22 protein-coding genes are annotated in these 23,105 nt (G+C 38.5%); 14 read left to right on the plus strand and 8 right to left on the minus strand.

Features of this window, described 5'->3' with window-relative positions; genetic code table 11:
- Window positions 1-131: 131 nt before the first annotated feature.
- The 8 genes from BUA88_RS02715 to BUA88_RS02760 all read left to right on the plus strand — a co-directional run bounded on the left by BUA88_RS02715 (window position 132) and on the right by BUA88_RS02760 (window position 7,046).
- Window positions 132-362, plus strand: a complete 231-nt coding sequence (locus BUA88_RS02715; RefSeq protein WP_242939563.1) for a DUF3847 domain-containing protein — start codon at window positions 132-134, stop codon at window positions 360-362.
- A 162-nt stretch (window positions 363-524) separates the two neighbouring features.
- Window positions 525-2,267 carry a MobQ family relaxase gene (gene mobQ, locus BUA88_RS02720; protein ID WP_072912359.1) on the plus strand — a complete coding sequence of 581 codons (1,743 nt, stop codon included), beginning with the start codon at window positions 525-527 and terminating at the stop codon, window positions 2,265-2,267.
- Window positions 2,268-2,345: 78 nt separating this feature from the next.
- A complete protein-coding gene (locus BUA88_RS02725; RefSeq protein ID WP_072912362.1) occupies window positions 2,346-2,579 on the plus strand; it encodes a hypothetical protein in 234 nt (77 codons plus the stop codon).
- Between the two features lie 80 nt (window positions 2,580-2,659).
- Window positions 2,660-2,866 (plus strand): helix-turn-helix domain-containing protein, encoded by a 207-nt coding sequence (locus tag BUA88_RS02730; protein WP_072912365.1) that lies wholly within the window; start codon window positions 2,660-2,662, stop codon window positions 2,864-2,866.
- A 106-nt stretch (window positions 2,867-2,972) separates the two neighbouring features.
- Window positions 2,973-3,542, plus strand: a complete 570-nt coding sequence (locus BUA88_RS02735; protein ID WP_035773491.1) for a hypothetical protein — start codon at window positions 2,973-2,975, stop codon at window positions 3,540-3,542.
- Window positions 3,543-3,603: 61 nt separating this feature from the next.
- On the plus strand, window positions 3,604-5,298 hold the full coding sequence (locus BUA88_RS02740; RefSeq protein ID WP_072912368.1) for a recombinase family protein: 1,695 nt from the start codon (window positions 3,604-3,606) through the stop codon (window positions 5,296-5,298).
- Window positions 5,299-5,324: 26 nt separating this feature from the next.
- On the plus strand, window positions 5,325-6,242 hold the full coding sequence (locus BUA88_RS02745; RefSeq protein WP_072912371.1) for a J domain-containing protein: 918 nt from the start codon (window positions 5,325-5,327) through the stop codon (window positions 6,240-6,242).
- Between the two features lie 462 nt (window positions 6,243-6,704).
- Window positions 6,705-7,046, plus strand: a complete 342-nt coding sequence (locus tag BUA88_RS02760) for a glutaredoxin-related protein (RefSeq protein ID WP_159430872.1) — start codon at window positions 6,705-6,707, stop codon at window positions 7,044-7,046.
- A 113-nt stretch (window positions 7,047-7,159) separates the two neighbouring features.
- Here BUA88_RS02760 and BUA88_RS02765 read toward each other — a convergent pair whose 3' ends face one another.
- Both BUA88_RS02765 and BUA88_RS02770 read right to left on the minus strand, forming a co-directional pair.
- Complete coding sequence (locus tag BUA88_RS02765) at window positions 7,160-7,354, minus strand: helix-turn-helix transcriptional regulator (protein WP_072912379.1); 195 nt, start codon at window positions 7,352-7,354, stop codon at window positions 7,160-7,162.
- Window positions 7,355-7,356: 2 nt separating this feature from the next.
- Entirely contained in the window at window positions 7,357-7,890 is a 534-nt protein-coding gene (locus BUA88_RS02770; protein ID WP_072912383.1) for a hypothetical protein, read from the minus strand.
- A gap of 299 nt (window positions 7,891-8,189) precedes the next feature.
- Here BUA88_RS02770 and BUA88_RS02775 point away from each other — a divergent pair, with 299 nt between their 5' ends.
- Window positions 8,190-9,140 carry a helix-turn-helix domain-containing protein gene (locus tag BUA88_RS02775; RefSeq protein WP_159430873.1) on the plus strand — a complete coding sequence of 317 codons (951 nt, stop codon included), beginning with the start codon at window positions 8,190-8,192 and terminating at the stop codon, window positions 9,138-9,140.
- Here the strand turns inward: BUA88_RS02775 and BUA88_RS02780 are convergent.
- The 5 genes from BUA88_RS02780 to BUA88_RS02800 all read right to left on the minus strand — a co-directional run bounded on the left by BUA88_RS02780 (window position 9,103) and on the right by BUA88_RS02800 (window position 14,208).
- The gene (locus tag BUA88_RS02780; protein ID WP_028247884.1) at window positions 9,103-9,912 is read right to left on the minus strand and encodes an ABC transporter ATP-binding protein; all 810 of its coding nucleotides are present in this window, start codon (window positions 9,910-9,912) and stop codon (window positions 9,103-9,105) included. The two genes, BUA88_RS02775 and BUA88_RS02780, sit on opposite strands and share 38 nt — an antisense overlap.
- Entirely contained in the window at window positions 9,912-10,928 is a 1,017-nt protein-coding gene (locus tag BUA88_RS02785) for a FecCD family ABC transporter permease (RefSeq protein ID WP_028247883.1), read from the minus strand. The genes BUA88_RS02780 and BUA88_RS02785 overlap by 1 nt, the downstream gene beginning before the upstream one ends.
- A complete protein-coding gene (locus BUA88_RS02790) occupies window positions 10,925-11,926 on the minus strand; it encodes a FecCD family ABC transporter permease (RefSeq protein WP_242939564.1) in 1,002 nt (333 codons plus the stop codon). The genes BUA88_RS02785 and BUA88_RS02790 overlap by 4 nt, the downstream gene beginning before the upstream one ends.
- On the minus strand, window positions 11,913-12,953 hold the full coding sequence (locus BUA88_RS02795) for an iron-siderophore ABC transporter substrate-binding protein (RefSeq protein WP_072912390.1): 1,041 nt from the start codon (window positions 12,951-12,953) through the stop codon (window positions 11,913-11,915). Before BUA88_RS02795 ends, BUA88_RS02790 begins: the two co-directional genes overlap by 14 nt.
- 289 nt (window positions 12,954-13,242) lie before the next feature.
- A complete protein-coding gene (locus BUA88_RS02800; RefSeq protein WP_072912395.1) occupies window positions 13,243-14,208 on the minus strand; it encodes an AraC family transcriptional regulator in 966 nt (321 codons plus the stop codon).
- 109 nt (window positions 14,209-14,317) lie between these two features.
- Between BUA88_RS02800 and BUA88_RS02805 the strand changes: the two genes are divergently transcribed.
- The 3 genes from BUA88_RS02805 to rhaB are packed head-to-tail and all read left to right on the plus strand — an operon-like array spanning window position 14,318 to window position 17,980.
- Window positions 14,318-15,739 (plus strand): arabinose isomerase, encoded by a 1,422-nt coding sequence (locus tag BUA88_RS02805; protein ID WP_072912399.1) that lies wholly within the window; start codon window positions 14,318-14,320, stop codon window positions 15,737-15,739.
- A 13-nt stretch (window positions 15,740-15,752) separates the two neighbouring features.
- Window positions 15,753-16,598, plus strand: a complete 846-nt coding sequence (gene rhaD, locus BUA88_RS02810; protein WP_072912402.1) for a rhamnulose-1-phosphate aldolase — start codon at window positions 15,753-15,755, stop codon at window positions 16,596-16,598.
- On the plus strand, window positions 16,598-17,980 hold the full coding sequence (gene rhaB, locus BUA88_RS02815; protein WP_072912406.1) for a rhamnulokinase: 1,383 nt from the start codon (window positions 16,598-16,600) through the stop codon (window positions 17,978-17,980). Before rhaD ends, rhaB begins: the two co-directional genes overlap by 1 nt.
- Here rhaB and BUA88_RS02820 read toward each other — a convergent pair.
- Window positions 17,977-19,053: an AraC family transcriptional regulator gene (locus BUA88_RS02820; RefSeq protein WP_072912409.1), complete on the minus strand. Its 1,077-nt coding sequence runs from the start codon at window positions 19,051-19,053 to the stop codon at window positions 17,977-17,979. The two genes, rhaB and BUA88_RS02820, sit on opposite strands and share 4 nt — an antisense overlap.
- 135 nt (window positions 19,054-19,188) lie before the next feature.
- Here BUA88_RS02820 and BUA88_RS02825 point away from each other — a divergent pair, with 135 nt between their 5' ends.
- Together BUA88_RS02825 and BUA88_RS02830 are read left to right on the plus strand one after the other, a co-directional pair.
- Window positions 19,189-21,705, plus strand: coding sequence for a glycoside hydrolase family 3 protein (locus tag BUA88_RS02825; protein ID WP_072912412.1), 2,517 nt, complete (start codon window positions 19,189-19,191; stop codon window positions 21,703-21,705).
- Window positions 21,706-21,718: 13 nt separating this feature from the next.
- Entirely contained in the window at window positions 21,719-23,053 is a 1,335-nt protein-coding gene (locus BUA88_RS02830) for an MFS transporter (RefSeq protein ID WP_159430874.1), read from the plus strand.
- Window positions 23,054-23,105 lie beyond the last annotated feature (52 nt).

The raw sequence follows: 23,105 nt of genomic DNA on the forward strand, positions 1-23,105 counted from the left end.
TAATAGGATTTTCACACCAGCTTTCCAAGCTACGAATCCAGTCAGAGCGTATTGGTGCTTTTTTAATGACAAAAAACAGCAAAGTGGTATCAAACCGGTACTGCTTCAACAATTTAGAAAGGACCAAAATCATGAGTGATAACGAAAACAATGTAATGACACCGGAAGAAAAAGCAGCCATTCAGGCAAGACACCGCATGGAACAGGCTGAGAACAGAGACAGAGCAAGCGAGAACAAAGCAAAGGTAAAGCGCCATATTGATATGGGCAGGATACTGGAAAAAGCGTTTCCTGCATCCCAGCATATGACAATGGAAGAGCTTGAGGAATACCTTACAGAACTCTTTAAGCTTGCATCATAAGAGCATAACAACCAACTAAAAGCTTCCCTTCGAAAAGAAGGGCGCACTTACTCACCACCTGCCTTCGGCAGGTGGTGGCGTGCGCTCTACGAGGTCAAAAGCTTTACGGCCAGGAAAGAACTCCTTTCCTGGCTTTTTCATTTATATCAGGAGATTGACACAATGAACTATTTTCATCTTGAAGCAAAAGTGATAAGCCGCGGAGCTGGGCGTTCTGCTGTAGCATCATCGGCCTATGCATCCTGCAGCGAGCTTTATAACGATTATGACGGCGTGACACATGACTACCGCAATAAAACCGGACTTGTTCATAGTGAAGTCATGTTACCGCCAATGGCCCCTGCAGAATGGGCAGACAGAGAAAAACTGTGGAATGCAGTTGAAAAAGTTGAGAAAACAAGAGACAGCCGACTGTCAAGAGAACTTGTCGTAGCCCTTCCAAGGGAGCTGGATTCTGCGGTCTGGGTAGAGATGCTTGAGAAATATCTTAATGAAGAATGTATATCAAAAGGGATGTGTGCAGATTTCAGCATTCATGATGTGAATAAGTACAATCCGCACGCTCACATAATGCTGACCATGCGTCCTCTTAACGATGACGGCTCATGGCAGGCAAAGACTCAGAAGGAATACATCTGTTATAAGGATGGAGTTGAAAAAGGCTTTACTGCTGAAGAATTTAGAGCTGCGAAGGATCTTGGATGGGAGAAGCAGTATCTCTACAGTATCCCGGGTAAGAAAAAGAAGATATATCTTACTCCGGCTCAGGCTGCAACCATTGAAGGCTCAAAGAGAACATCCAAGTATCCCAAGAGCTCCAAATATGGAAGACAGAATCCTATATGCGAGGAATGGAATAGCGACAAACAGCTGCAGACCTGGAGAGAGTCATGGGAAGGGACCATAAACAGTTACCAGGAAAGATACGGAATAGCCGAGCGGGTTAGCTGCAAGAGCCATGCAGCAAGGGGCATCAAGGAACAGCCGACTATACACGAAGGTTATTATGCGAGGAACATGGAAAAAGAAGGCCTTGTATCCGACAGATGTGAGATCAACCGCCAGATAAAAGCAGATAACAGCCTTCTTCGAAAACTTCAGAAAGAAGTAAAGGCATACTCAAAAGCTGCAGCTGACAATATCCCGGCAATTGCTTCAAAGCTTGAAAAGTTCTTTAAAAGCCTTGTCGTTTACACTTTTCAGCTACACTTGAAGACGAAACAGAAAAAGGCAGCCGAGAAAAGGCTTGGTGAACTGAAAGAACTAAAGACTATCTACGAAGACTGTACCTCAAATATAAGCTCACGTGCCAAAGACCGGAAGGAAACCAATGCAATGCTCAAGAATCTTAAGCCATATCAGAAGGTTAAGTTTATCAAATACACAAGTCATGTGACTGTACTCACAGAAGAAATTGAGGAATTCAAAAGTGAAAGGGCTGCCGCACTTTCCAGATATGGCATGCCTGAGGGTACAAGGATCACGGACATTCGAAAGGCAATTAAGGAAGCTGAAGGCATAGTAGATAAGCTTGGTGGGCAGATACCTGAAATCAAAAAGTCCAAAGAAGATACTCTTGAAAAATATAAGGATGAGATTCACGCTCTCAGCTCAGATATGTTTGCTCAGATTTCTGAGGAAAGAACAAAAGTGCATTCTGAATATGAGGATGAATCAAGGCAGCTACTGAAGGATAGCCTAAAGGCATCATTTGATAAGGATCTTTTTAATAAGACTACCAAAGAAGTAAATGCAGAGCTTTCAGAAATTGAGCCATCTGTAATGCCTGAGATGGAGCACAAGAGGAGATCTCTTGTAGCTGATCTTAGGGCAGATAAGGAGCTTGCAGCAAGAACGCCCAGAAAGGTCAAGGAAAAGGATAAAGATAAGGGCATGTCACTGTAGTGTCACAGAAGAAATCATATTATTTACAGGCATGGCAGGTGCAGTATTGGAACTTGCCAGCCTGGGAAAGGAGGAATGATGAAAAAGTACTATGATAACAGGGAAGATAACATTGCTTTTGAGAGATGGGTAGATGTTACTGCAAGACTGATGGTGAAGTACGGCCCAGGGTTGCTTAAGAGGTTGGAGAAGGAAAACATTGTCTTGTATATGATAGATTACGAGTTCTGCACGGATGGGGCAGAATCAGATTCTTTCACAAATGATCGTGATGTTGTACTTGGCTATTCTTATGTAGTAAGTGCTGCCTGACAACAACGAATTACACGTTGTGTACAAGAATTATTTATGGTAAACTTATACACAACGTGTAATTGAGAAAGGGGCATCTCATGGATGATAAAGCGAAAAAAATAAAAGAACTACGCGAAAGTACTGGTATGAACCGCAAGGAATTCTGCGAGTATTTTAATATTCCTTACAGGACTGTTACTGAGTGGGAGCGTGATATGAGGCATGCACCTGATTATGTTGTGAGGCTTTTGGAGTATTACATAAGGATGGAAAAACTGCTGAAAAAGGATGATGAGAAGAAATAATTGTCTTGGAATCAGTATGTTTAAACAGGTCGAAATCGACCTGTTTATAATCTGAATGATCCTAACCCCCTCGAATTCGAGGGGGTTAAAAGAAGTGAGGAGCAATATGGAAAAAGGAAACAAATCAAGAAATGTATCTGTAATTAAGGATGCAGATGGAAACAGCATTGTCATGATAAATGACATTATCTTTAAGGGTAAGCGAAGCCTGAACTGGGAAGATGTCGAACAGTATCTTAAAGATTATGTGGGAGAGTTTTACTCAATAGCAGAGGATGGAGAAATCATATATATTGGGACAACTCTTCCAGGGGAATATGCCGGATCTGTTTATACCAAGAAGCTGAAAGGTGCGGTTGCTAAAGCTAAGGCAAATGCTGCACAGGGAATACCGGAAATGATTGAAATAGCTACGAATGGGGTGTTCGAAGAAAACAGGAAGAAAAAGCATGGCCGTGATGCTAAGAATGGATGGTATAGGTATGATACTCGTTTTGGATTACCAATCTATGGTGAAGATGATGAAATCACTGGATACAATATTTTTCACGCCAGACTATTGATAAGACATGCAGGCAGTGGGAAGAAATATCTATATGATGTTATGGAAATAAAAAAAGAAACGAGCAAGTCCTGTCAGGCCGAAGCCCTACCCGGTGAAAAACCCATTTCTTGATTCTTATCTTAAATAGGTTTGTTACAGTTGTCAACAGAAAAATGGAGGGAGATGACAATTTATGACAAAGACTAAGAAAACTAAGTGTTACATATATACAAGAGTATCCACCGCTATTCAGGTTGATGGATACTCTCTGGAAGCTCAGAAAGAGAAAATCAGAAAGTATGCGGAATACCAGGATATGGAAATTGCAGGCGAGTATTCTGATGAAGGATTCTCCGGCAAGAACATAAAGGGCAGGCATGAATTTCAGAGAATGCTTAATGATATCGAAGATTGCAAGGACGGGGTAAAATACGTCCTTGTTTTCAAGTTGTCGAGATTTGGAAGAAATGCTGCGGATATTCTTAATTCATTGCAGCTTATGCAGGACTTTGGTGTAAATCTTATCTGTGTAGAAGATAGCATCGACAGCTCGAAGGAGGCCGGAAAGCTTCTTATATCAATCCTTGCTGCTGTAGCTGAGATGGAGCGTGAGAATATAAGAGTTCAGACAATGGCAGGTCGTGAGCAGAAGGCTCGTGAAGGCAAATGGAACGGAGGTTTTGCCCCTTATGGCTACAAGCTTGTTGAAGGCGGGCTTGAGATAGCAGATGATGAGGTGGAGATCATTAAGCTGATCTATGATCGTTATATTCACACTAATTCCGGTATCAATGGTGTGGCAAGCTATCTTAACAGTCATGGATACACGAAGAAACTTCGTCAGAACAACACCATATCAGGCTTTTCATCCAGTTTTGTAAAGGATGTTTTGGATAATCCGGTTTATATGGGGAAAATTGCATATGGAAGACGCAAGACAGAGAAGAAGATAGGCACACGTAACGAGATGCATGTGGTGGAGCAGTCAGAGTTCCCTATCTACGAGGGTGCTCACGAAGCCATTATTTCTGAAGAGGACTGGAATCTTGCTCAGGCTAAGAGAAAGGAAAATGCATATGTACGGCAGAAGGTTCATGACATTGATCATGCTCACATCCTATCAGGTATATTGAAATGCCCGTGTTGTGGCAAAAGCCTCTATGGAAATATAGCCAAGGCTCATAGCAAGGATAACAAGACTAGGTATTATTACTATTGTAAGAATACTCTTGGTGCAACAGGACACAAGTGTACTTTCAGGCTGAACATTGAGCAGAATGAAATGAATAATCTAGTCGCATCCATCATATCAGCAATGGTAAAGGATGATCAATTCAAGAGTGCTATCAAGGAAAAGATTGGAAATGCTGTGGATACAGAGGAACTTGAGAATGAGAAAGATGTTCTCAGGGGGCAGCTTAAGCAGGCTGTTGGCACAAAGAATCGACTGGCAAAGCAGATGGATTGCCTCGATGTTGATGATCCGCACTATGACAGGAAAGTTTCAGATCTGCAGAGCCGTTATGATGAGCAGTATGATATTATAGAGGATATAGAGAACCAGATTGATGAAGTACAGAAGCAGATAGACAGTATCGTGCAGGAAAATCTGTCTGGAACAAGTGTCTACAATCTCCTGCTTGCGTTCAATAAACTCTATAAGGACTTTACCGAAGCTGAGCAGAAGGAATTCATGAGAGCGTTCATTGACAGGATAGACATCTATCCGGAAAAGCCTGCTAATGGCTGCTGGGTAAAGAATATAGTCTTCAATTTCCCCGTTCCGATAAATGGTAGGAATGTTAGAGAATTGTCCTTGGAAAATGAAACAATACTCGACACAAACATTGGACCGATTAACAGACTCGACAGGAGAACAAAGCGTTAAGCGAATCTATGGAGCTTTAAATATCAATGAATAAAAGTCAGGCCCGTAAAATCCTGGGATTGGATGGAACGGAAGATGAAAAGGAAGTAAAAAAGAAATATAGAAAGCTGATGCATGAAAATCATCCTGACAGCAGTGGCACTGATGACAGTGAGGCAGCAGCAAAGATAAATACAGCCTATGAGCTGATTATGAAAAGCTTTGGTGGTGTGGAAAAGAAGAAAACCACGGCTAAAAGAAAGCCTAAGGCTAAGACATGGAATGCCAAGGAGAATAAGAATGCTTATTGTGTTAGACCTATTTTTCATGAGGTTGAAGATTTCGATGGGAATAGTATAGGGACTATTGAGATTGCCAGAGGGAAATATATTTGGTCAAAAGACGAGGAGTTTTCTTTATTTCTAAAGAGCTTGTATGAAACCAGTAAGGAACTTATAGATAATGCCAGACCATCACTTTTCTTTGAGGTACCGGATGTTATAAAGCAAAAATATCTAGCAGATATCACTTATTTGCTGACAGGACAGTTTATAGATAGTTCGTTGACTTTGAAAGAGCTTGGTGTTTTAGATGTAGATGCTTATAAGATTGATGCAATGGTGGAGCTGGATATCAATGTCGACACCCCAAAGGTGGGAAGCACACTTTATCCTGCAGGAATATCTAATCATAGACTGTATCTGAGAAACAAAGGTGGAGAGATTATTGGTTATCTCAGCTTTAAAGATGACAGGCTTTACTACGTAATCATTCCGCTGCTTGAGCAAAAGAAAGCTCAGGTAAAGATGGTTGTTGCTGATAATACTCTAAAATCCAGAACAAGAAAGAAATACGTGGATTTAGATTTATGGATTAGACTATTGGAAACTGAGATTTCAGGAATAGAAAGCACTAATCTTAAAATAGATGAGTTGTTAAATCGGTATGCTAAAGAAGGTTTTTAAAAATGTATAAATACATTTATCCTATTGACTCCTTGCGATTAACCTACTAAAAGAGTATGCCTTAAAAAAAGTAAAAGTAGGGGGATACTACGATGATTACAAGAGACGAAGCATTTGAACTATTAAAGAAGTATAATAAAGATCCTTTTCATATTTAAAGAAACAACACGAGAAGAGCGCGAAGAGATTATAAAAGCATCTCTTGATTGTGGAGGCGGATGTGAAAACTGTTCGTCTTGTTGGCTTGGTGGAGGTAGTCCTTGGGATATTTACCAGGACTATATAGATGGAAAACGTGAAATTAGTGATATTAATAAGGATTATATGTCTATATACCGTCAGGATAGGCAGATAAAATAGGTATATTTATGAAAGAAGCTCCAGATATTATAAATTCAACAGAACAAGAACGGCGCGATTATATAAAGCAAAGATTTCCATGTATTGCAGATTGCGATATGTGTGGGCTTTGTAAAGTATTTCATGGAAAAGATGCAGAAACAGCTTATGACGATTACATCTCAGGGGTACGGACGTTTTTTGATGTATCAGCGGATTACAAAAGGTGACTTAGACTTTATCAATATAGGTGAGAACATCAGAAATATGGGAGCGTTCACTAGACTACGTGATACCAATTCTGTTTTTGATCACTGTAAAGAAATAGGCGATGTAGGTATCCCTGCTTTTGTATTCGAGGATGGTAGAGTTTCAATTGATCCTGCCGATGCAGGCTTGATTGAATATGGCACTGCTAATGCTTGTTCAATAGAAGATCACAAGAGTGGAAGAAAAGGTTGCTAATGGAAATACTATTAGTGATACCCTAAGATAATTACGAGCTGAATGGTGGTTAAATATCCATTGTTCAGCTCGTTTTGATTATATAATTCCGTGAATTTCTCTTTATTTAGTTTCTATTCATTCCAGAATAACTCATCAAGAGTTTTATCCAATGCTTTACAAATAGCTATACATAATTTGATAGTAGGATTATAATCACCTTTTTCAATGGCACTAATTGTCTGCCTGGAGACATCACATTTTCTGGCAAGTTCTTCTTGAGACAAATCCTTGGCGGCACGTGCTGATTTTAGCTTAAGATTTTTCACCTTTAATCCTCCTGAAACTTGTTAACAATTCCTTTTATAAAATATATTAATGCCATTGAACCAAATGTAATACCAACGAATAACTGTGAAAATGGCTGTTTAAACTCTATTATCTTGTCGACTACAATTTCATACCTATTCATATCACTGAAACCAAGGATAAAAGTTCCTATGTTTAATAATGATAAAAAAGCAAATAAAACGAAACAAAAAGAAGATTTCTGGTTGGTATTGACGTAATTATATGCTTCGTTCCAAATACTATACGATGTAAATACAATCACACCAAGACATATTGTTAGTAGTGCAAGCATTGAAGCAGAAAGTCTAATCAAATAATCCCCAAAGAGTATGTCATAACAAAAATAGACTCCAAGAAATATTAACATCGCAGAACAACTGTATTTGTTAGCCTTTCCTCTAAGCATTTCCTGTCTTTCATCATAATGACCTTGATTATACTTCCATGCGCCAAATGAGAATAGAGCGCAAACTGAAAATACTACCAAGAATAAAATAATCATAAATAAATTCATTTCATATCCTCCAACTAGTTAAATTAATAATTACTTGAATTGAGGATAATACAAAGTGTGAATTTTGTCAAATATACTATACATTTTTCATATAGCAAGCTGATGTTTTTAGAAGTGTTGTGATATTGAAATAATCCTAAATGATGATTATGGGTGCTGTTAAAATTACATCAACAACTAAATATTCTTTATTTTAAGTTCATTTGTTTTGATGTAAAATTATTTATATGAAAAGTGAAATCGCACATTCATCAACTGAATATCAGAAGTTGTTTCATAAGCTCGCAAGGATTAAATATGTGAACGAGGAAGATGGCTTTACAATCTATAAAAACGATTCATTGGGAACGATAGTAAGCTATGGAAATCCTGATACAATCCAATGCGGGATTGGTGACTATTTAATAGAGGATGATTTTTCTATTGAATATCAGTATGACACTCAGTTTTTGCATTTTGGAATTATTTATGCAGGAGTGACGTATTCTGTTAAAGATGGGGATATAATAGCTCAGTCAATTCCATCGTCATTTATGTCCTTAGAAAAAATGGATAGAGGAATAGGTGCATGGAGGGCAAAGCAACATTTTAAAGGAATAGAATTTTCTATTAACTACGATTATTTGGTGAATAGTCTTTTACCTTCTATTGGCAGGAGCATTTCCGAGTTTAATTTTTTTAGAATTAATACCAGATATACAATCTTGATACCAGAGATTACTGCCGTTTTGTCCAAACTGGAAGGGTATATGCAAAATAGGATTATGACAGAGCATATAGCCCAGGCAGCGGCTGTGGAGCTTGTAGAACTACTTCTTAGTCCACCATCACGAAAGCTTTTCAGCGCAGAAGGGGATAAAAGCCTGCGCACTATCAAAGCTGGGGCTAGAGACATAAAGATTAATTCAGAAGATTTGCGCAAGATAAATCAGGTTCATGAGATAATTATGTCTTCGGCATATGAATTTAAAACTATTCCCATGTTGGCGCAGGAAGTGGGTATAAGTGAGCAAAAGCTGAAGTATGGTTTTTTAGATTATTACAAACAGACTATTTGGGATTTTCAAAATAATATTAGGATGAGTAGAGCGGCATGGCTCATTTTAAACGATTCGGATACCTTTGAAGAAATATCAAAAGCAGTCGGCTATCATAGCCAAACTGCTTTCTATAATGCATTTAAAAAATGGTGTGGTTTATCCCCAGGAGCCTTTAAGAAACTCCAGAAATCTCATCGTGAGAGCTTATAGGGATAATCATAGGACTGTTGGAGACAGGGTCTGTCACAACAACACTTTCAAGTCCATAGATTTCCCTGATAGTTTCAGGGGTAATAATATCAGCTGGTTCGCCTTCTTTGATAAGATGACCATTTTTCATGGCGAAAATATAATCAGCATATTTGCTGGAAAGATTTATATCATGCAAGACCATCACAATGGTGGTCTTTTTCTTTTTGTTTAAATCCTTTAAAAGATCAAGTATTTCTATTTGGTAAGCAATGTCTAGGTAAGTTGTAGGTTCGTCTAAAAACAGGATATCTGTCTGTTGGGCAAGTGCTAGGGCAATAAAGACACGTTGACGTTGCCCGCCTGATAATTCATCTACACTTTTGTCTGCAAGCATACATATATTCATTGCTTCCATAGCTTCCTCAATTGCGATGTAATCTTCTTTTGTAAGAGGTGCCATAAATTTCCTGTAAGGGAAGCGTCCTCTGGCAACAAGCTCAGCTACAGAGATTCCGGCTGGTGCTATAGAATCCTGTGGAAGTAATCCTATGGACTTGGCAATGTCCTTGCTTCTAATGCAATTGATAGACTTGTCGTCTAGGAGAATCGAGCCGGATTTTGGAGCCAAAAGTCTGCAGAAGGTTTTAAGCATAGTAGACTTGCCACTTCCATTTGAACCGAGAATGACACTGATTTTATTTTCTGGAATTTTCATATTCACAGAGTTTAATATGATATCGTCGCCATATCCGGCAACTAAATTTTCAGCTTTAAGAGAATGGGCTTTCACTAAATTACGCCTCCTTTATTTTGTCTGATTAGAAGATATACAAGGTATGGAGCTCCTAGAAGTCCAGTAACAATTCCAACTGGATATCTAGTTGGAAGAAGATTTTGTCCAATAAAGTCTCCTGCTATTACAAGAATTGCTCCAATTAATGCTGAGGACGTGTAGTTGGTTTGGTTGTTTGAACATATACGGGTCGCAATTGGTCCAGATAAAAAAGCAATTGAAGCAATTGGACCAGAGATTGAGGTAGCAAATGCAATCAACACAACAGAGCAAAACATGAGGAGTGTTCTAACTACACTAACATTTACTCCTAGGATTGTGGCATATCGTTCGCCTAATTCCAGAGACCGGATACTTTGATTACAATAAATCATTATCGCAAAAGCAAGGATTACCACAATCACAAGGAGAGGTAGTGTATCTGTTGTGATTCCGTTGAGATTGCCTGCCATCCATCTCATGGCTGTTGGAACATCATATTCTGCAGCTCGCATTACCATCCAGTTTATAAGGGCTGTAAAGAATGCCTGGGCCCCAATACCTGTGAGAATAAGCCTGCTGTTAGAAAATCCATTTTTACAGGATAGCTTGTAGATTGTAAACGCTGCAAGTAATCCGGCAACAACGGAGATGATAGAGACAATCCCTCTGTTTAGATTCAAAAATAAAATACAGAAAACTGCAGCTACTGTTGATCCAGAGGAAACTCCGATAATATCAGGGCTTGCCAGTGGATTGCCAAGAAGGGTCTGAAATGTGTTTCCTGCAATGGCAAAGGCAATTCCGCAAAAAATACCTGCTATAGTTCGAGGTAACCTAAGCTTCATTATGATATAGTTGTTTTCACCATTTAAAATGATGCTTACTACTTCGGCAAGAGTATAGTTTTTCTCGCCAATTGTAACATTGAGACAAACAAGTATTGCAAGGATAACAAACATTATAAAGATTGCAATATGGTAGTGTTTCTGTCTTTTTTTTATTCCGTGAAAAATGATTTCGTTTTTTATCATAAGCTCTGAAGCTTCGCCTTTCTAATAATGTAAATAAATACTGGAGCTCCAATAAGTGCTGTCATTATTCCAGACTCCAATTCACCTGGAGCGCCAAGGATTCGTCCAAGCACATCTGAGATAATAAGAATAGCACCACCATATATTCCACTTAGAATAATAAGTGGTTTGTGGCTGGATCCAATAGAAGAGCGGATAAGATGAGGAATCATAAGACCGATAAAGCTAATTGGTCCTGCTAGTGCTGTGGTGCAAGCACATAATAATACGCCACAAAGAGCTGCCAAAATTCTAGTACGACCAATGTTTAGTCCTAGAGCTATTGCAGTTTCTTCTGAAAGAAGCATTGTGTCCAGATTGTCTGCTAGAAGAAAACTCACCACGATAGCCAAAACAGTGAATGGGAGAAGCAATAAGATGTCATCAGTAGATGTGCCGCCAATACTGCCTATCTGCCAAAATCTGAAGGATGTCATTACACTGGAATCTGGCATAACAATTATGCTTATAAGACTGGATAGAGCGGTGCTAATAGCTGCCCCAGAAATAGCAAGCTTAATTGGCGTGGCCCCACTATAACCAAGACTTGCCAGACGATAAACAAATATGGAAGTGAGGAGCGCCCCTACAAAGGCAAGTCCAATATATGATAGCTTGGATTGAATATTAAAAAATGATATTCCAAATACTATAAAAAGGGAGGCACCAGTGTTAACCCCGAGTATACTTGGATCAGCTATTGGGTTTCTAGTAATAGATTGCATCAATACACCAGAAATGCTAAGAGACGCACCAGCTATAATTCCAAAGAGTGTGCGAGGTAGTCGTGCCTGAACTACATTCACATTGTAGTCTTCAAGATTTCTGCCAAGTAATGCATCTATAACATCAGATAAACCTACGGATTTTGCTCCGTAGGTTATTGACAAGATAACTGATATAAACAGTAATAATATTCCTATTAAAGTTATTGTTTTAATCTTATTATTTTGCTTCAATTTTTTGTGCTGCCTCATTTAATACTTTAAGATAATCATCAACTGCATATGGTATAGAGAGAATTGATGGAGTTGTTGCTACTGCCAAGGCTGTTGTTGAATCAATTAATACAACTGCACCATTTTTTACAGCAGGAATCTGGCTCATAAGTGGGTCGGCCTGAAGTGCTTCCAAAAGTCCTTTATCACCATACACAACCATAATATCTACGTCATTTAACATATCTGTTTTTTCTCGTGAAATAGTTACCGAGAAATCATCAGAAGTCTCTGCTAAAGAAAGAATGCTTTCTGGAGTAGCCAAGCCTAAATCATTAAGATAAGAAGCTCGTGGGTCATTTGGAAGATATGCATAAAATGTACTCATATCATCTTGTGATATCCAGAAGTAACCAGCAGTTTTTCCTTCAAGGTCAGGGTATTCAGCAAGCTTTTCTGCAATCAATGCATCAGTCTGTTCTACAAGCTTTTCACCATCTTCTTTAAGTCCCATTGCAGTAGCGTTTGTAATAGTTTGTTCACGCCAGTTTGTCTTCCATGCAATTTCCAAGAAAGGAACAACAGGAGCGATTTCAGAAAGAAGATTATATTCCTCTTCGGTGAATCCAGAGTAAGAAGCAATGATAACATCTGGTTCACAGACAGCAATGGCTTCGTAATCCCAACCAGTTTCATCATTGAAAACATTTGGAGAAGTTTCACCTAAATTTTTGAAAGCATCATCAGTCCAAGGATGAAGTTTATTTTCAGTCATAAGACCATAATTTGCTGCAGACACACCAACTGGAACTACACCAAGTGCAAGTGTTGTATCTTGATTAGCCCATCCAAGGTTTACAATTCGTTCAGGCTTACTTTCAATAACTGTTTCACCAAAAGCGTGTTTAATAGTAAGTGGAAACTGAGTATCAGCTTCTGCTGTTGTCTCAGAAGTAGCTGTTTCTGCTTTCTGTGATGTAGAACCGCAACCAATAAATGATGCAAAAATCGAAGTAGATAACAATAAAGCTAGTAATGGCTTTTTCATTAAAAATAATCCTCCATATCTTATCTATCTAAAGTTAGAATCAACTAACAATGTGAAAGAAATTTACCATAGGAAGTTAGTCATGTCAAACATCACGACTGATTTAAGAATTTCTGCACCCGATTCAGTAGGAAATATATCTCAAACAAAAGATTTTTGAAAAGAGTAGGGCAGTAATCAGAAAATAATGAAATTGAAAGAAGTTCTTGGAAGAATAGTGACTATCGTTCAACCAAAGCCTAATCCAGAGGTTTTCATTAAGGCTGCCGGTATTCTTCAATTAAGGAAATTATCGATTTAGTATAAGTCGATAATCCTTAGGAGACATACCATATTTGGCTTCGAAGATTCTGTAAAAATATGCAGAGTTTTCGTAGCCAATTTTTTTTATGATTTTTTCTGTTGTAAGAGTAGTGTTTTCTAGTAAGTATGCAGCTTCCTGAAGGCGACGTTGCTGAAGAAGCTGCTTAAAATTCAAGCCAGTATTTTGCTTTAGTAGGCGGCTAAGGTAGGCGGTTGAATAGCCAGTTAGCTGAGCCAGTTCATCCAGTGTGCCATTGTCAAAATGGGTATCAATGTATTCAAGGGCTTGAATTGTGATTGAGTTACTACCCCGGCTCATATCGGTCAATGTGTCTGATGAGAGGGTACAAAGATTCATTAGAAGCAAATCCATTGTGGACATAGCGATAGTGTTCATATCATTTTTGTGATATGTGAGAGTCCAAATCAGATTTTCAATTAGATTCTCTACTGGAAGGATTCCAACGGCATGGTACAGTAGATAGTCGTTATAATTTTTTCTGTCAGAAAGGGAGGCTACGATAAAGTCTCTCAATATATCATTTCTATCATAGAATATTTGAGTGCGGGAAAAGAATTCAGGCAAGATAATAAAGTTAATAGCAATATCATCTTTGCCACATGGCTCTATATCATGTCTTGCGTGTCTGTTCAAAAGTAATATATCACCCTCATGTAGAGTTAAAGTTTCACCATCCACAAAATGAGTTGTTAAATGGCCCTTTAGCATACAAACCATTTCTATATAGTTGTGTCTGTGTGTAGGGAAATATGCAAATCTAGTGTGAGGGCGAATATCGATTAGCTTGCCTTGTGCCAAAAGCTTTCCCGAATCTATTACAAATTCATCCTCAGAGGTATACAGCTCTTTCCTGATGCTGGTATCCCCTTCAAGAATAATTTTCTCCTCGTCTGTTATTCGGTTTAGAAGTTCATAAATATCATTTCTCATAATGTCAAATAAGGTTCCAAAATATATAATCTGCTGTTCTAGTTACATCAATAAAATCATTATATTATAGGCTTAAATAAAGAGCAAATAAAGTTCTAGGAGGAGTGAAATGTTAGTAGAAACAAAAGCAAGAGTGGGTGTGTTTTCTATCGCCCTTGGCGCATATTTACCACAGTTTCCATCGTTGGTACCAGAATTTGAAAAGCAGTTTGAGGATTTTAAAAAGTCAATTCCGGACACTGTAGAAATAATCGATGGCGGTGTTGTTACAACAAAGGAGCAGTCTCAGGCTGCAGGGGATAAGTTTAGAGCAGCAGATGTAGATTTAGTATTTATGCAGCTTCTAACCTATGCCACAAGTTACAACATGCTTCCAGCAGTAAAGGATTTGGATGTTCCTGTAGTCCTTGTAAATGTACAGAAGCTTAAGGCACTTGATTTCGATACAGCTGGTACAGCAGAGTGGCTTGGAGAAGCCTATGCCTGCGGTGCAGTTGGAGAAATGGTGGCCGATCTTAATCGCTATGGAAAGCGTAGCGCTGTAATCACAGGTGTTGTAGAAGGTGGAGATGAAAATGTCGCAAGAGAAATAAATGAGTGGTGTCTTGCAGCAAATTGTCGACGTCGTTTTAGAGATACAAATATTGCCCAGATTGGCAGACCATATCCAGGCATGATGGATTTATATATCGATGAGTCAAATCTTTACAGAAGAATGGGGCTTTACACAAAGCAGTTTGACTGGGAAAAGATTTGGGCTATTGCAGATGACATTACAGATGAGGCCAATATTAAAGCAAAGGCTGAGGACATCTTAGATACATTCGACATTGTTGGTGGTGGCGATGTAGATAAAGTATGGGAAATGGCAAAGTATGTTGTTGCCTTTGAACAGTGGGTTAAGGACGAGCAGCTTGGTCTCGTAGCATCTCACTATGACGGATTTGCAAAGGGAATCGCTGGCAAGGTGGACAGCCTTCTTATCCCAGCCTTCTCTATGCTTATAAAGCAGGGAACAGCTTGTGCTGTTGAAGGTGATATGAAGGTTGCTATGGCAATGAGTATTTTGAAGACAATCTCAGGTACAGGTCAGTTGGCTGAAATGTACACCATCGATTTCAACGATGACGTAACTCTTATTGGACATTCAGGATCTGGTGATGCAGCCATCTCTCAGGCTAAAAAGCCTACTATGAAGATGATGGATGTGTTCCATGGCAAGGCTGGCGGCGGATATCTTACACAGTTTTATCCACCTACAGGTCCTATCACTTATCTTGGCATCACACAGGATGGCGAGGGCCATTTCAAATTTGTTGTTGCTGAGGGTGTTAACGAGGAAGGAAAGATTCTTCAGAACGGTGACACAATGATGCGCACAAGATTCAGTTGTAGTGCTGCAGAGTTTGTAACCAGATGGAGCGAGACAGGCCCTACACATCATTTTGGTGCAGCAGTTGGTCACCATATTGAAACAATCAAAAAAGTTGCAAAGGTATTTAACGTACCAGTTGAAGTAGTAGTTAGATAAAGGAGAAATAGAAATGAAAGTATTAGAAGCAAAGTTTGTAGAAGGTTTTATGAGAATGGCAAATGACGGCTGGGAGCAGGGCTGGCATGAGCGCAATGGCGGAAACCTTTCTTATAGAATTAAGCCAGAGGAAGTAGACAGCGTAAAGGAAGAGTTTGTAGCAGGAGATTGGAGAGAAATCGGAACAGAAGTTAAGGATTTAGCAGGAGAGTATTTCCTTGTAACAGGTTCTGGAAAGTATTTCAGAAATGTAATTATCGATCCAACTGATTCTATCGGAATCATTGAAGTGGATGAGACTGGTAGCAAATACAGAATCGTATGGGGATTCGTAAATGGTGGCAGACCAACATCAGAGCTTCCATCTCACCTTATGAACCTTGAGGTTTGCAAGAAGAGAGATGCTGAGATTCGCGTTGTATATCACTGTCATCCAACAAATGTTATTGCTCTTACATATGTTCTTCCGCTTGAGGATGAAATCTTCACAAGAGAAATCTGGGAGATGGCTACAGAGTGCCCAATCGTATTCTCTAAGGGAATCGGCGTAGTACCATGGATGGTTCCAGGCGGAAGAGATATTGCAGTTGCCACATCTGAAATCATGGCAACAAAGGATGTAGCAGTATGGGCTCATCACGGAATGTTTGTATGTGGTACTGATTTTGATATTGCATTCGGTCTTATGCACACAGTAGAAAAGGCTGCAGAGGTTCTTGTAAAGGTTCTTTCTATGACAAACAAAAAGCGCCAGACAATCCAGCCAGATGAGTTTAGAGCTTTAAATGCACCATTCGGTGTTCAGATTAATGAAGAATGCTTATACGAAAAGAAGAGCGATATTATTGGAGAAAGATAATGGTAAATTACTATTTAGCGGTAGATATTGGGGCATCTTCGGGAAGGCATATGCTTGCTCATCTTGAAGATGGCAAAGTTGTATTAGAGGAAATCCATCGATTTTCCAATGGAATGATTGAGGTGGATGGTCATAAGAGATGGGACATTGAGGAGCTCTTTAGACAGATAATTATTGGCTTAAAGAAATGTAAGGGGATTGGAAAAATCCCGACCTCAATGGGCATTGACACCTGGGCAGTAGACTATGTTCTTTTAGATGAAAATGATAATGTAGTTCGCCCATGTTTTGGATATCGTGATAGCAGAACAGCTGGAATGGATGAAGAGGTTTATAAAATCATTCCTGAGGATAAGCTATATGAGCGCACTGGAATTCAAAAGGCTATTTTCAATACCATATATCAGCTTATGGCAGATAAAAAGGATGGTTATTTGGATAGGGCAAAAAGCTTTTTGATGGTGCCGGATTATTTGCATTATTTATTAACAAGCGTTAAATCCAATGAATACACCAATTGTTCTACAACCCAGCTCCTTAATCCTGATACAAAAGAGTGGGACTATGAGCTTATTGAGATGTTTGGTTTTAATAAGAGTTTATTTGGTGAGATTAAGCAGCCAGGAGCATGCATTGGCACATTTTCTGATTCAGTTAAGGCAGAAGTGGGATTCGACTGCAAGGTTGTGCTTCCACCTACTCATGACACAGCATCAGCTGTATTTGCAGTCCCAAACACAGCTGACAATGTACTTTATATTTCATCAGGTACATGGTCACTTTTAGGTAGTGAGAACATGAAGGCCATCTGCACAAAAGAGGCAATGGAAGCCAACTTCACCAACGAAGGTGGTTATGAAGGACACTTCCGTTTCCTTAAAAACATCATGGGACTTTGGATGATTCAGTCTGTTAGAAATGAGCTGATTGCAGCAGGACAGGAGTATTCTTTTGCTGAGCTTTGCAATTTAGCCGAGCAGGCAGATATAGATTCTATAGTGGATGCAAATGCTGAAGTTTTCTTGGCACCTGCTTCTATGATTGATGCAGTAAAGGATTACTGCAAAAATCAGGGACAAAAGGTTCCTGAAACACCAGGAGAGCTGGCAAAGGTTATTTATCAGTCACTGGCTGTCTGCTATAAGATGGCCTGCTACGAGGTAGAAAAGATTACAGGCAAGTATTTTAATATTATCAACGTAGTTGGCGGCGGTTCAAAGGCTGGATATTTGAATAAGCTCACAGCTGAAACCACCGGAAAAACTGTAATTGCAGGTCCTTCAGAGGCTACAGCCCTTGGCAACATCGGTGCCCAGATGATGGCGGCAGGTGAAGTGGCTGGGCTAAAAGAATTTAGAAATATATTAATGTCTGATATTTAAGGTTTAGTTTTTCTATATGCTGCAGGTGTAACGCCGTAAGTATTTTTAAAGATTTTATAAAAATGTGTATGATTTGAAAAGCCTAGTTGAGCTTCTATATCACTTATATTTAAGTTAGTAGTGGTAAGGAGCTCTGAGGCTTTTTTCATTGTAAAAGTCATTCCATAATCAAATAATGATAAACCAGAGAACTTTTTACAAATTTCATTCAAATATGAGCCAGAATAATTTAGTTTTTCTGCAAGCTCACTTCTTGTGATTCTTCCATCAGATTCAGTCATAGCCAGAAAAATATTGTTGAACAATGCGGATTCAGAATCGGTCCCTATTTTAAGAGGTGTTGTGCTGAAATTATCTGGTGATAAGAGGAAATAAATTAGCTCAATCATCATGGTTTTGATTTTTACCGAAGAGCCTGGTGAAGGCTCTAATGTTTCTCTTGTAATTCGGTCGAAGTTCATATGCATTGTTCTTTCAAGGTAATCTAAGTTTTTTTCTGGAATAAAATCCACATAATCCTTTTTCCTATTAGAATTAGATAGGTTTGTTTTTAAAAAGTCTTCCATGTCCGAAGATATTGGTTTTTTCTCGCAATCGAAAAAATCTAAATGCATATCATTATAAATTGATTCCATAAGGTGGTGAGATATTTGCAAGAACACAATTGAATAATCTGAGGAATATTCTTCAGCGTGCATAATGGTTCTGTTTAGAATACAACAGCTTCCTTTAGTATACAGATGTCTTTCGTTTTCTACGTTTACGTAAATAGAGCCATCTAACACAAACATAATCTCAAAAAAATCATGATTATGTAGCGTTAACGATGTTTTAAAATATGAAAATTCTTCGTTGCTTAGTACTGAATAAAGGGTTTCTTTTGGGGAGACAAAACAAGTGGAAAAGAAGCCGTTTTCTTTATCAGAGTTTTGAGTGCTAAAAATGAGTCTGTATGGCTCCAATAAGCGGTATTGTTTAGGAACGCTACCTTTTAAAAAATTCATTTCAGGGTAAACCATGTCATTATAATTTTCCAGATTCTCTATAAGTTTTCCATTTGTTAGATTATACATTTCCCTACTCCAAGATAAATATGCGTATATGTTAGAAATAACCCTATTTATAGTTAAATGTGTCATTTATGTATCAGTTATGCATGTGTATGATTATATTACAAAAACAGAATAAGGCAAGTGGAGGGAGTATTAATGCCAAAAATATATGCTTCAAGAAGCAATGAAATAAGCTCACGAGAAAAAAGAAATATGGATCGTGCAAAGAAAATTGCAGCAAAGGGAATGGTGCTTTTAAAAAATGAAGGACTATTGCCACTTACTAAAGATAAAAAAACATTAGCTATCTTTGGAAGTGGAGTTCGTCGTACAGTAAAAGGTGGTACAGGCTCGGGAGATGTTAATTCTAGAACAGTGTGCACTATAGAGCAGGGATTACAAGAAGCTGGATTCGAAATAGGAACCTCTGAATGGTTGGATTTATATGACCAACTTTGTGCGCAGGCCTTGAATGAGTACATGGAAGCCTTCATGAAAGCTATTAAAGAAAAAGGACAGGGGGGAGTGCTGTATGCACTTGAAAATCCATATCGTGATCCTGATGTTCCTAGTATTACAGATGAAGATATTAAAGGACTTGATAAAAAGCTTGCTATCTATGTTATAGCAAGAACTTCCGGAGAGGGCTCAGATAGAAGAGTTAAGCCGGGGGATTATGAGCTTAGTGAGGTAGAGATAAAAAACTTAGATAAATTATGTGATAGCTTCGAAAAGGTAATTGTTGTATTAAACGTCGGTGGTGTTATTGATACAAAATATCTACGCAGTAAGTCTGAAATAGGAGCCATCTTATTGATGAGCCAGTTAGGAAATATCAGCGGGAATGTGTTGGCAGATGTACTGGTAGGAAACGTTACACCATCCGGTAAGCTTACAGCTACTTGGGCTGAAAATTATTCAGATTATCCATCAGCTGAAACTTTTGGTCGCATAAATGGTGATGTTGCTGATGAATATTATACAGAAGGCATTTTTGTAGGCTATAGGTGGTTTGATAGTTTTGGAATAAAGCCTGCATACCCATTTGGATATGGCTTGTCTTATACGAAATTTGATTCTTCTGTTCAAGATGTTTCGCTAAAGGACGAGCAGTTGTTGATATGTGTAAAGGTTACAAATACTGGAGATAAATATGCTGGCCAGGAGATAATTCAAACTTATGTGTCTCAACCGCAAGGTGTCTGCAATAAGCCATATCAAATTTTAGCAGGCTTTGCAAAGACCAAAGAGCTTCGTCCTAAAGAGTCAGAAACACTATCGATTAAAGTTCGAATTAGGGATTTGGCATCTTATGATGTGAAGAATGCCTGCTGGGTGTTAGAAAAAGGCGAGTATTTACTTAGAGTTGGAACTCACTCTCGCAATACTGCTATTTGTGCTGTTCTTGAGCTTGATAGAAATATCGTAATTGAGAAATGTCAAAACAAGTTAGCTTTAGACTGCGATATCAAAGAAGTGGTTGCTGATAAATCAAAGTTTTACAGTTATGAGAGTCAGGTCAAGGAGTATTCAAGCGCTAAGAGAATCAATATTTCAAATCTTGAGATTAAAACAGATATAGTTGAATATTCAAATAACCCGGCGGAGATAAAAACAGGATTGGTTGCACAGCTGTCTAACGAGGAGTTGGCAACGCTTTGCGTTGGTAGTGCTAGAGGTGGTTTTGGACAACAGTCAGTTATTGGTGCAGCATCCACTGCGTGTCCAGGTGCAGCAGGTGATACTACATCTCTACTTATTGAAAAATATGGAATCAGAAATATGGTTTTAGCAGATGGACCAGCAGGATTACGTTTATCGAAGTCATTTGTTACAGATTCCCAAGGGAATATAATTCCTAGCTTAGGAGAATCAGCAATGGGGGGAATTGAGCAACTACTTGGAATGCCTGTGCCACAAAGACCTGAGGATGCCATTGACTACTATCAGTATTGCACCGCTATCCCAATTGCTACAGCATTAGCACAAAGCTGGGATGTGGATGCGATTGAGGAAGCAGGAGATATTGTTGGAGAGGAAATGGAGGAATTTAGTGTTGATGTATGGTTGGCACCAGGAATGAACATTCAAAGAAATCCATTATGTGGAAGAAACTTTGAATATTATTCAGAAGATCCTTTCCTATCAGGAATGTGCGCAGCTGCAGATGTTCGTGGTGTTCAAAAACATAAAGGACGTGGAACCTGTATTAAACATTTTGCAATGAATAATTTGGAAGATAATCGCTCTCACAATAATTCACATGCTTCAGAACAAACAATAAGAGAAATCTATTTGAAAGGTTTTGAAATAGCAATAAAAGAAGCAAAACCAGTTTCAGTGATGACATCATATAACTTGCTTAATGGAATTCATACAGCTAATTCATATGATTTGCTTACATCAATTCTTAGAGATGAGTGGGGATTTGATGGATTGGTAATGACAGATTGGGGCACTACTGGCGGTGGAGATATGAATCCAGCCATGGATAATAAATACGGATTTTCTGATTCGGCGTTATGTATTAAGGCAGGAAATGATTTAATAATGCCAGGTTCACAAGAGGATGTAGACCTTATTTTAGAAGGGTTAAATAATGGTGTGATATCTAGAGCTGAATTACAAAAATGTGCTCTGAGAATCATAAACCAAATATGGTTGAATAATTAAGGAGAAGATGAAAATGAAAAAAGAAAATCCAGACAAAATCGGAATTGGAAAGTTTTGGGCGTGGCAGAGCCGCGGAGCCTCAGGGGCAATTAATTTTATTGTAGTAAGTTTCGTAGCGGTTTATTGTTCTGATGCACTAGGAATGCCACCTGCATTGGTAGGAACACTTCTTGCCATGAGCAGTATAGTTGATGCAATTACGGATTTGTTTGCCGGCTATTTAGTAGATAAGACCAATACACGTTGGGGAAAAGGACGTCCTTATGAGTGGGCTATTCTTGCAGAGTGGATTCTTACTTTTCTCATGTTCTCAATTCCGTCTACAGCTACTTTATTTGTGAAAGCAGCATGGTTACTAGTTTGCAGAATATTAATTAATAGTGTTTGTACCACTCTTTTATCAGCATCTCAAAATCCATATATGATAAGGGCATTTGGAACAAATCAACAGCGAATTAAGTTGGCTAGCTTTGGTGGAATAGTAATAATGGCTGCTTCACTGTTAATAAATATTATTTTCCCTATTTTAATGGCAAATATTGCTACTACACCAGCAGGTTGGAGCAAGATAATTCTTCTGATTGCCTTACCATCAGGGGTTATTGGAATGATGAGATTCTTCTTTGTGAAAGAAACAGTAGAGGTTAAGGATGCTTCTGAAACTGAGGAGGTAAGATTCTCAGATGTATTAAAGCTATTAAAGTGTAATCCTTATGTATGGATTGTTGGATTTATGTATTTTGGATATATGCTTGTATCTGGAATGGGAATAAACACATACTATTTTAAATGGATTGTAGGTGATGTTAAGAAGTTGAGTATATTCAGTGGTCTGGCCGTTTTTGTGTTACCGTTATTGATTGTATTTCCAACATTGATGAAGAAGATTTCTAAAGGAAGAATGGTTCAGCTTGGATGTATTGCATACATTATTTCAGGAATAATTTATTTCTTCTTTGGTCATAATTTTACTATACTGTTAGTAGGCGGTATTTTAGGTGGTATTGCGGCATTACCAATTACATATTTAACTGATTTAATGATGCTAGATTGTGGAACCTATAATGCTCATATTAGTGGTAAACGAATGGACGGAACAATCGGCGCGGTAAAGGGATTTCTTGGAAAAGTCGGAGGTGCTCTTGGACTTGGTTTGGTTGGCTGGCTTTTACAGCTAGGAAACTATGATGGAACAATGAGTACTCAACCGGATTCAGCTATTTTTATGATTAAATTCTTAATGGGATGTGTACCTATTATTACTTTTGCAATTGTTGCGCTTTTAATGATTGTATATAAGGTTGATGAGTTGCTTCCAGAAATAGAAAAAGAGCAGAATATTGCTTAATAAATATATAGCGGTGGGGAAAACTCTACCGCTTGAAGTATTTGGAGGGTTT

This window comes from Pseudobutyrivibrio xylanivorans DSM 14809 (genome assembly GCF_900141825.1).
Classification (GTDB): Bacteria; Bacillota; Clostridia; order Lachnospirales; family Lachnospiraceae; genus Pseudobutyrivibrio; species Pseudobutyrivibrio xylanivorans.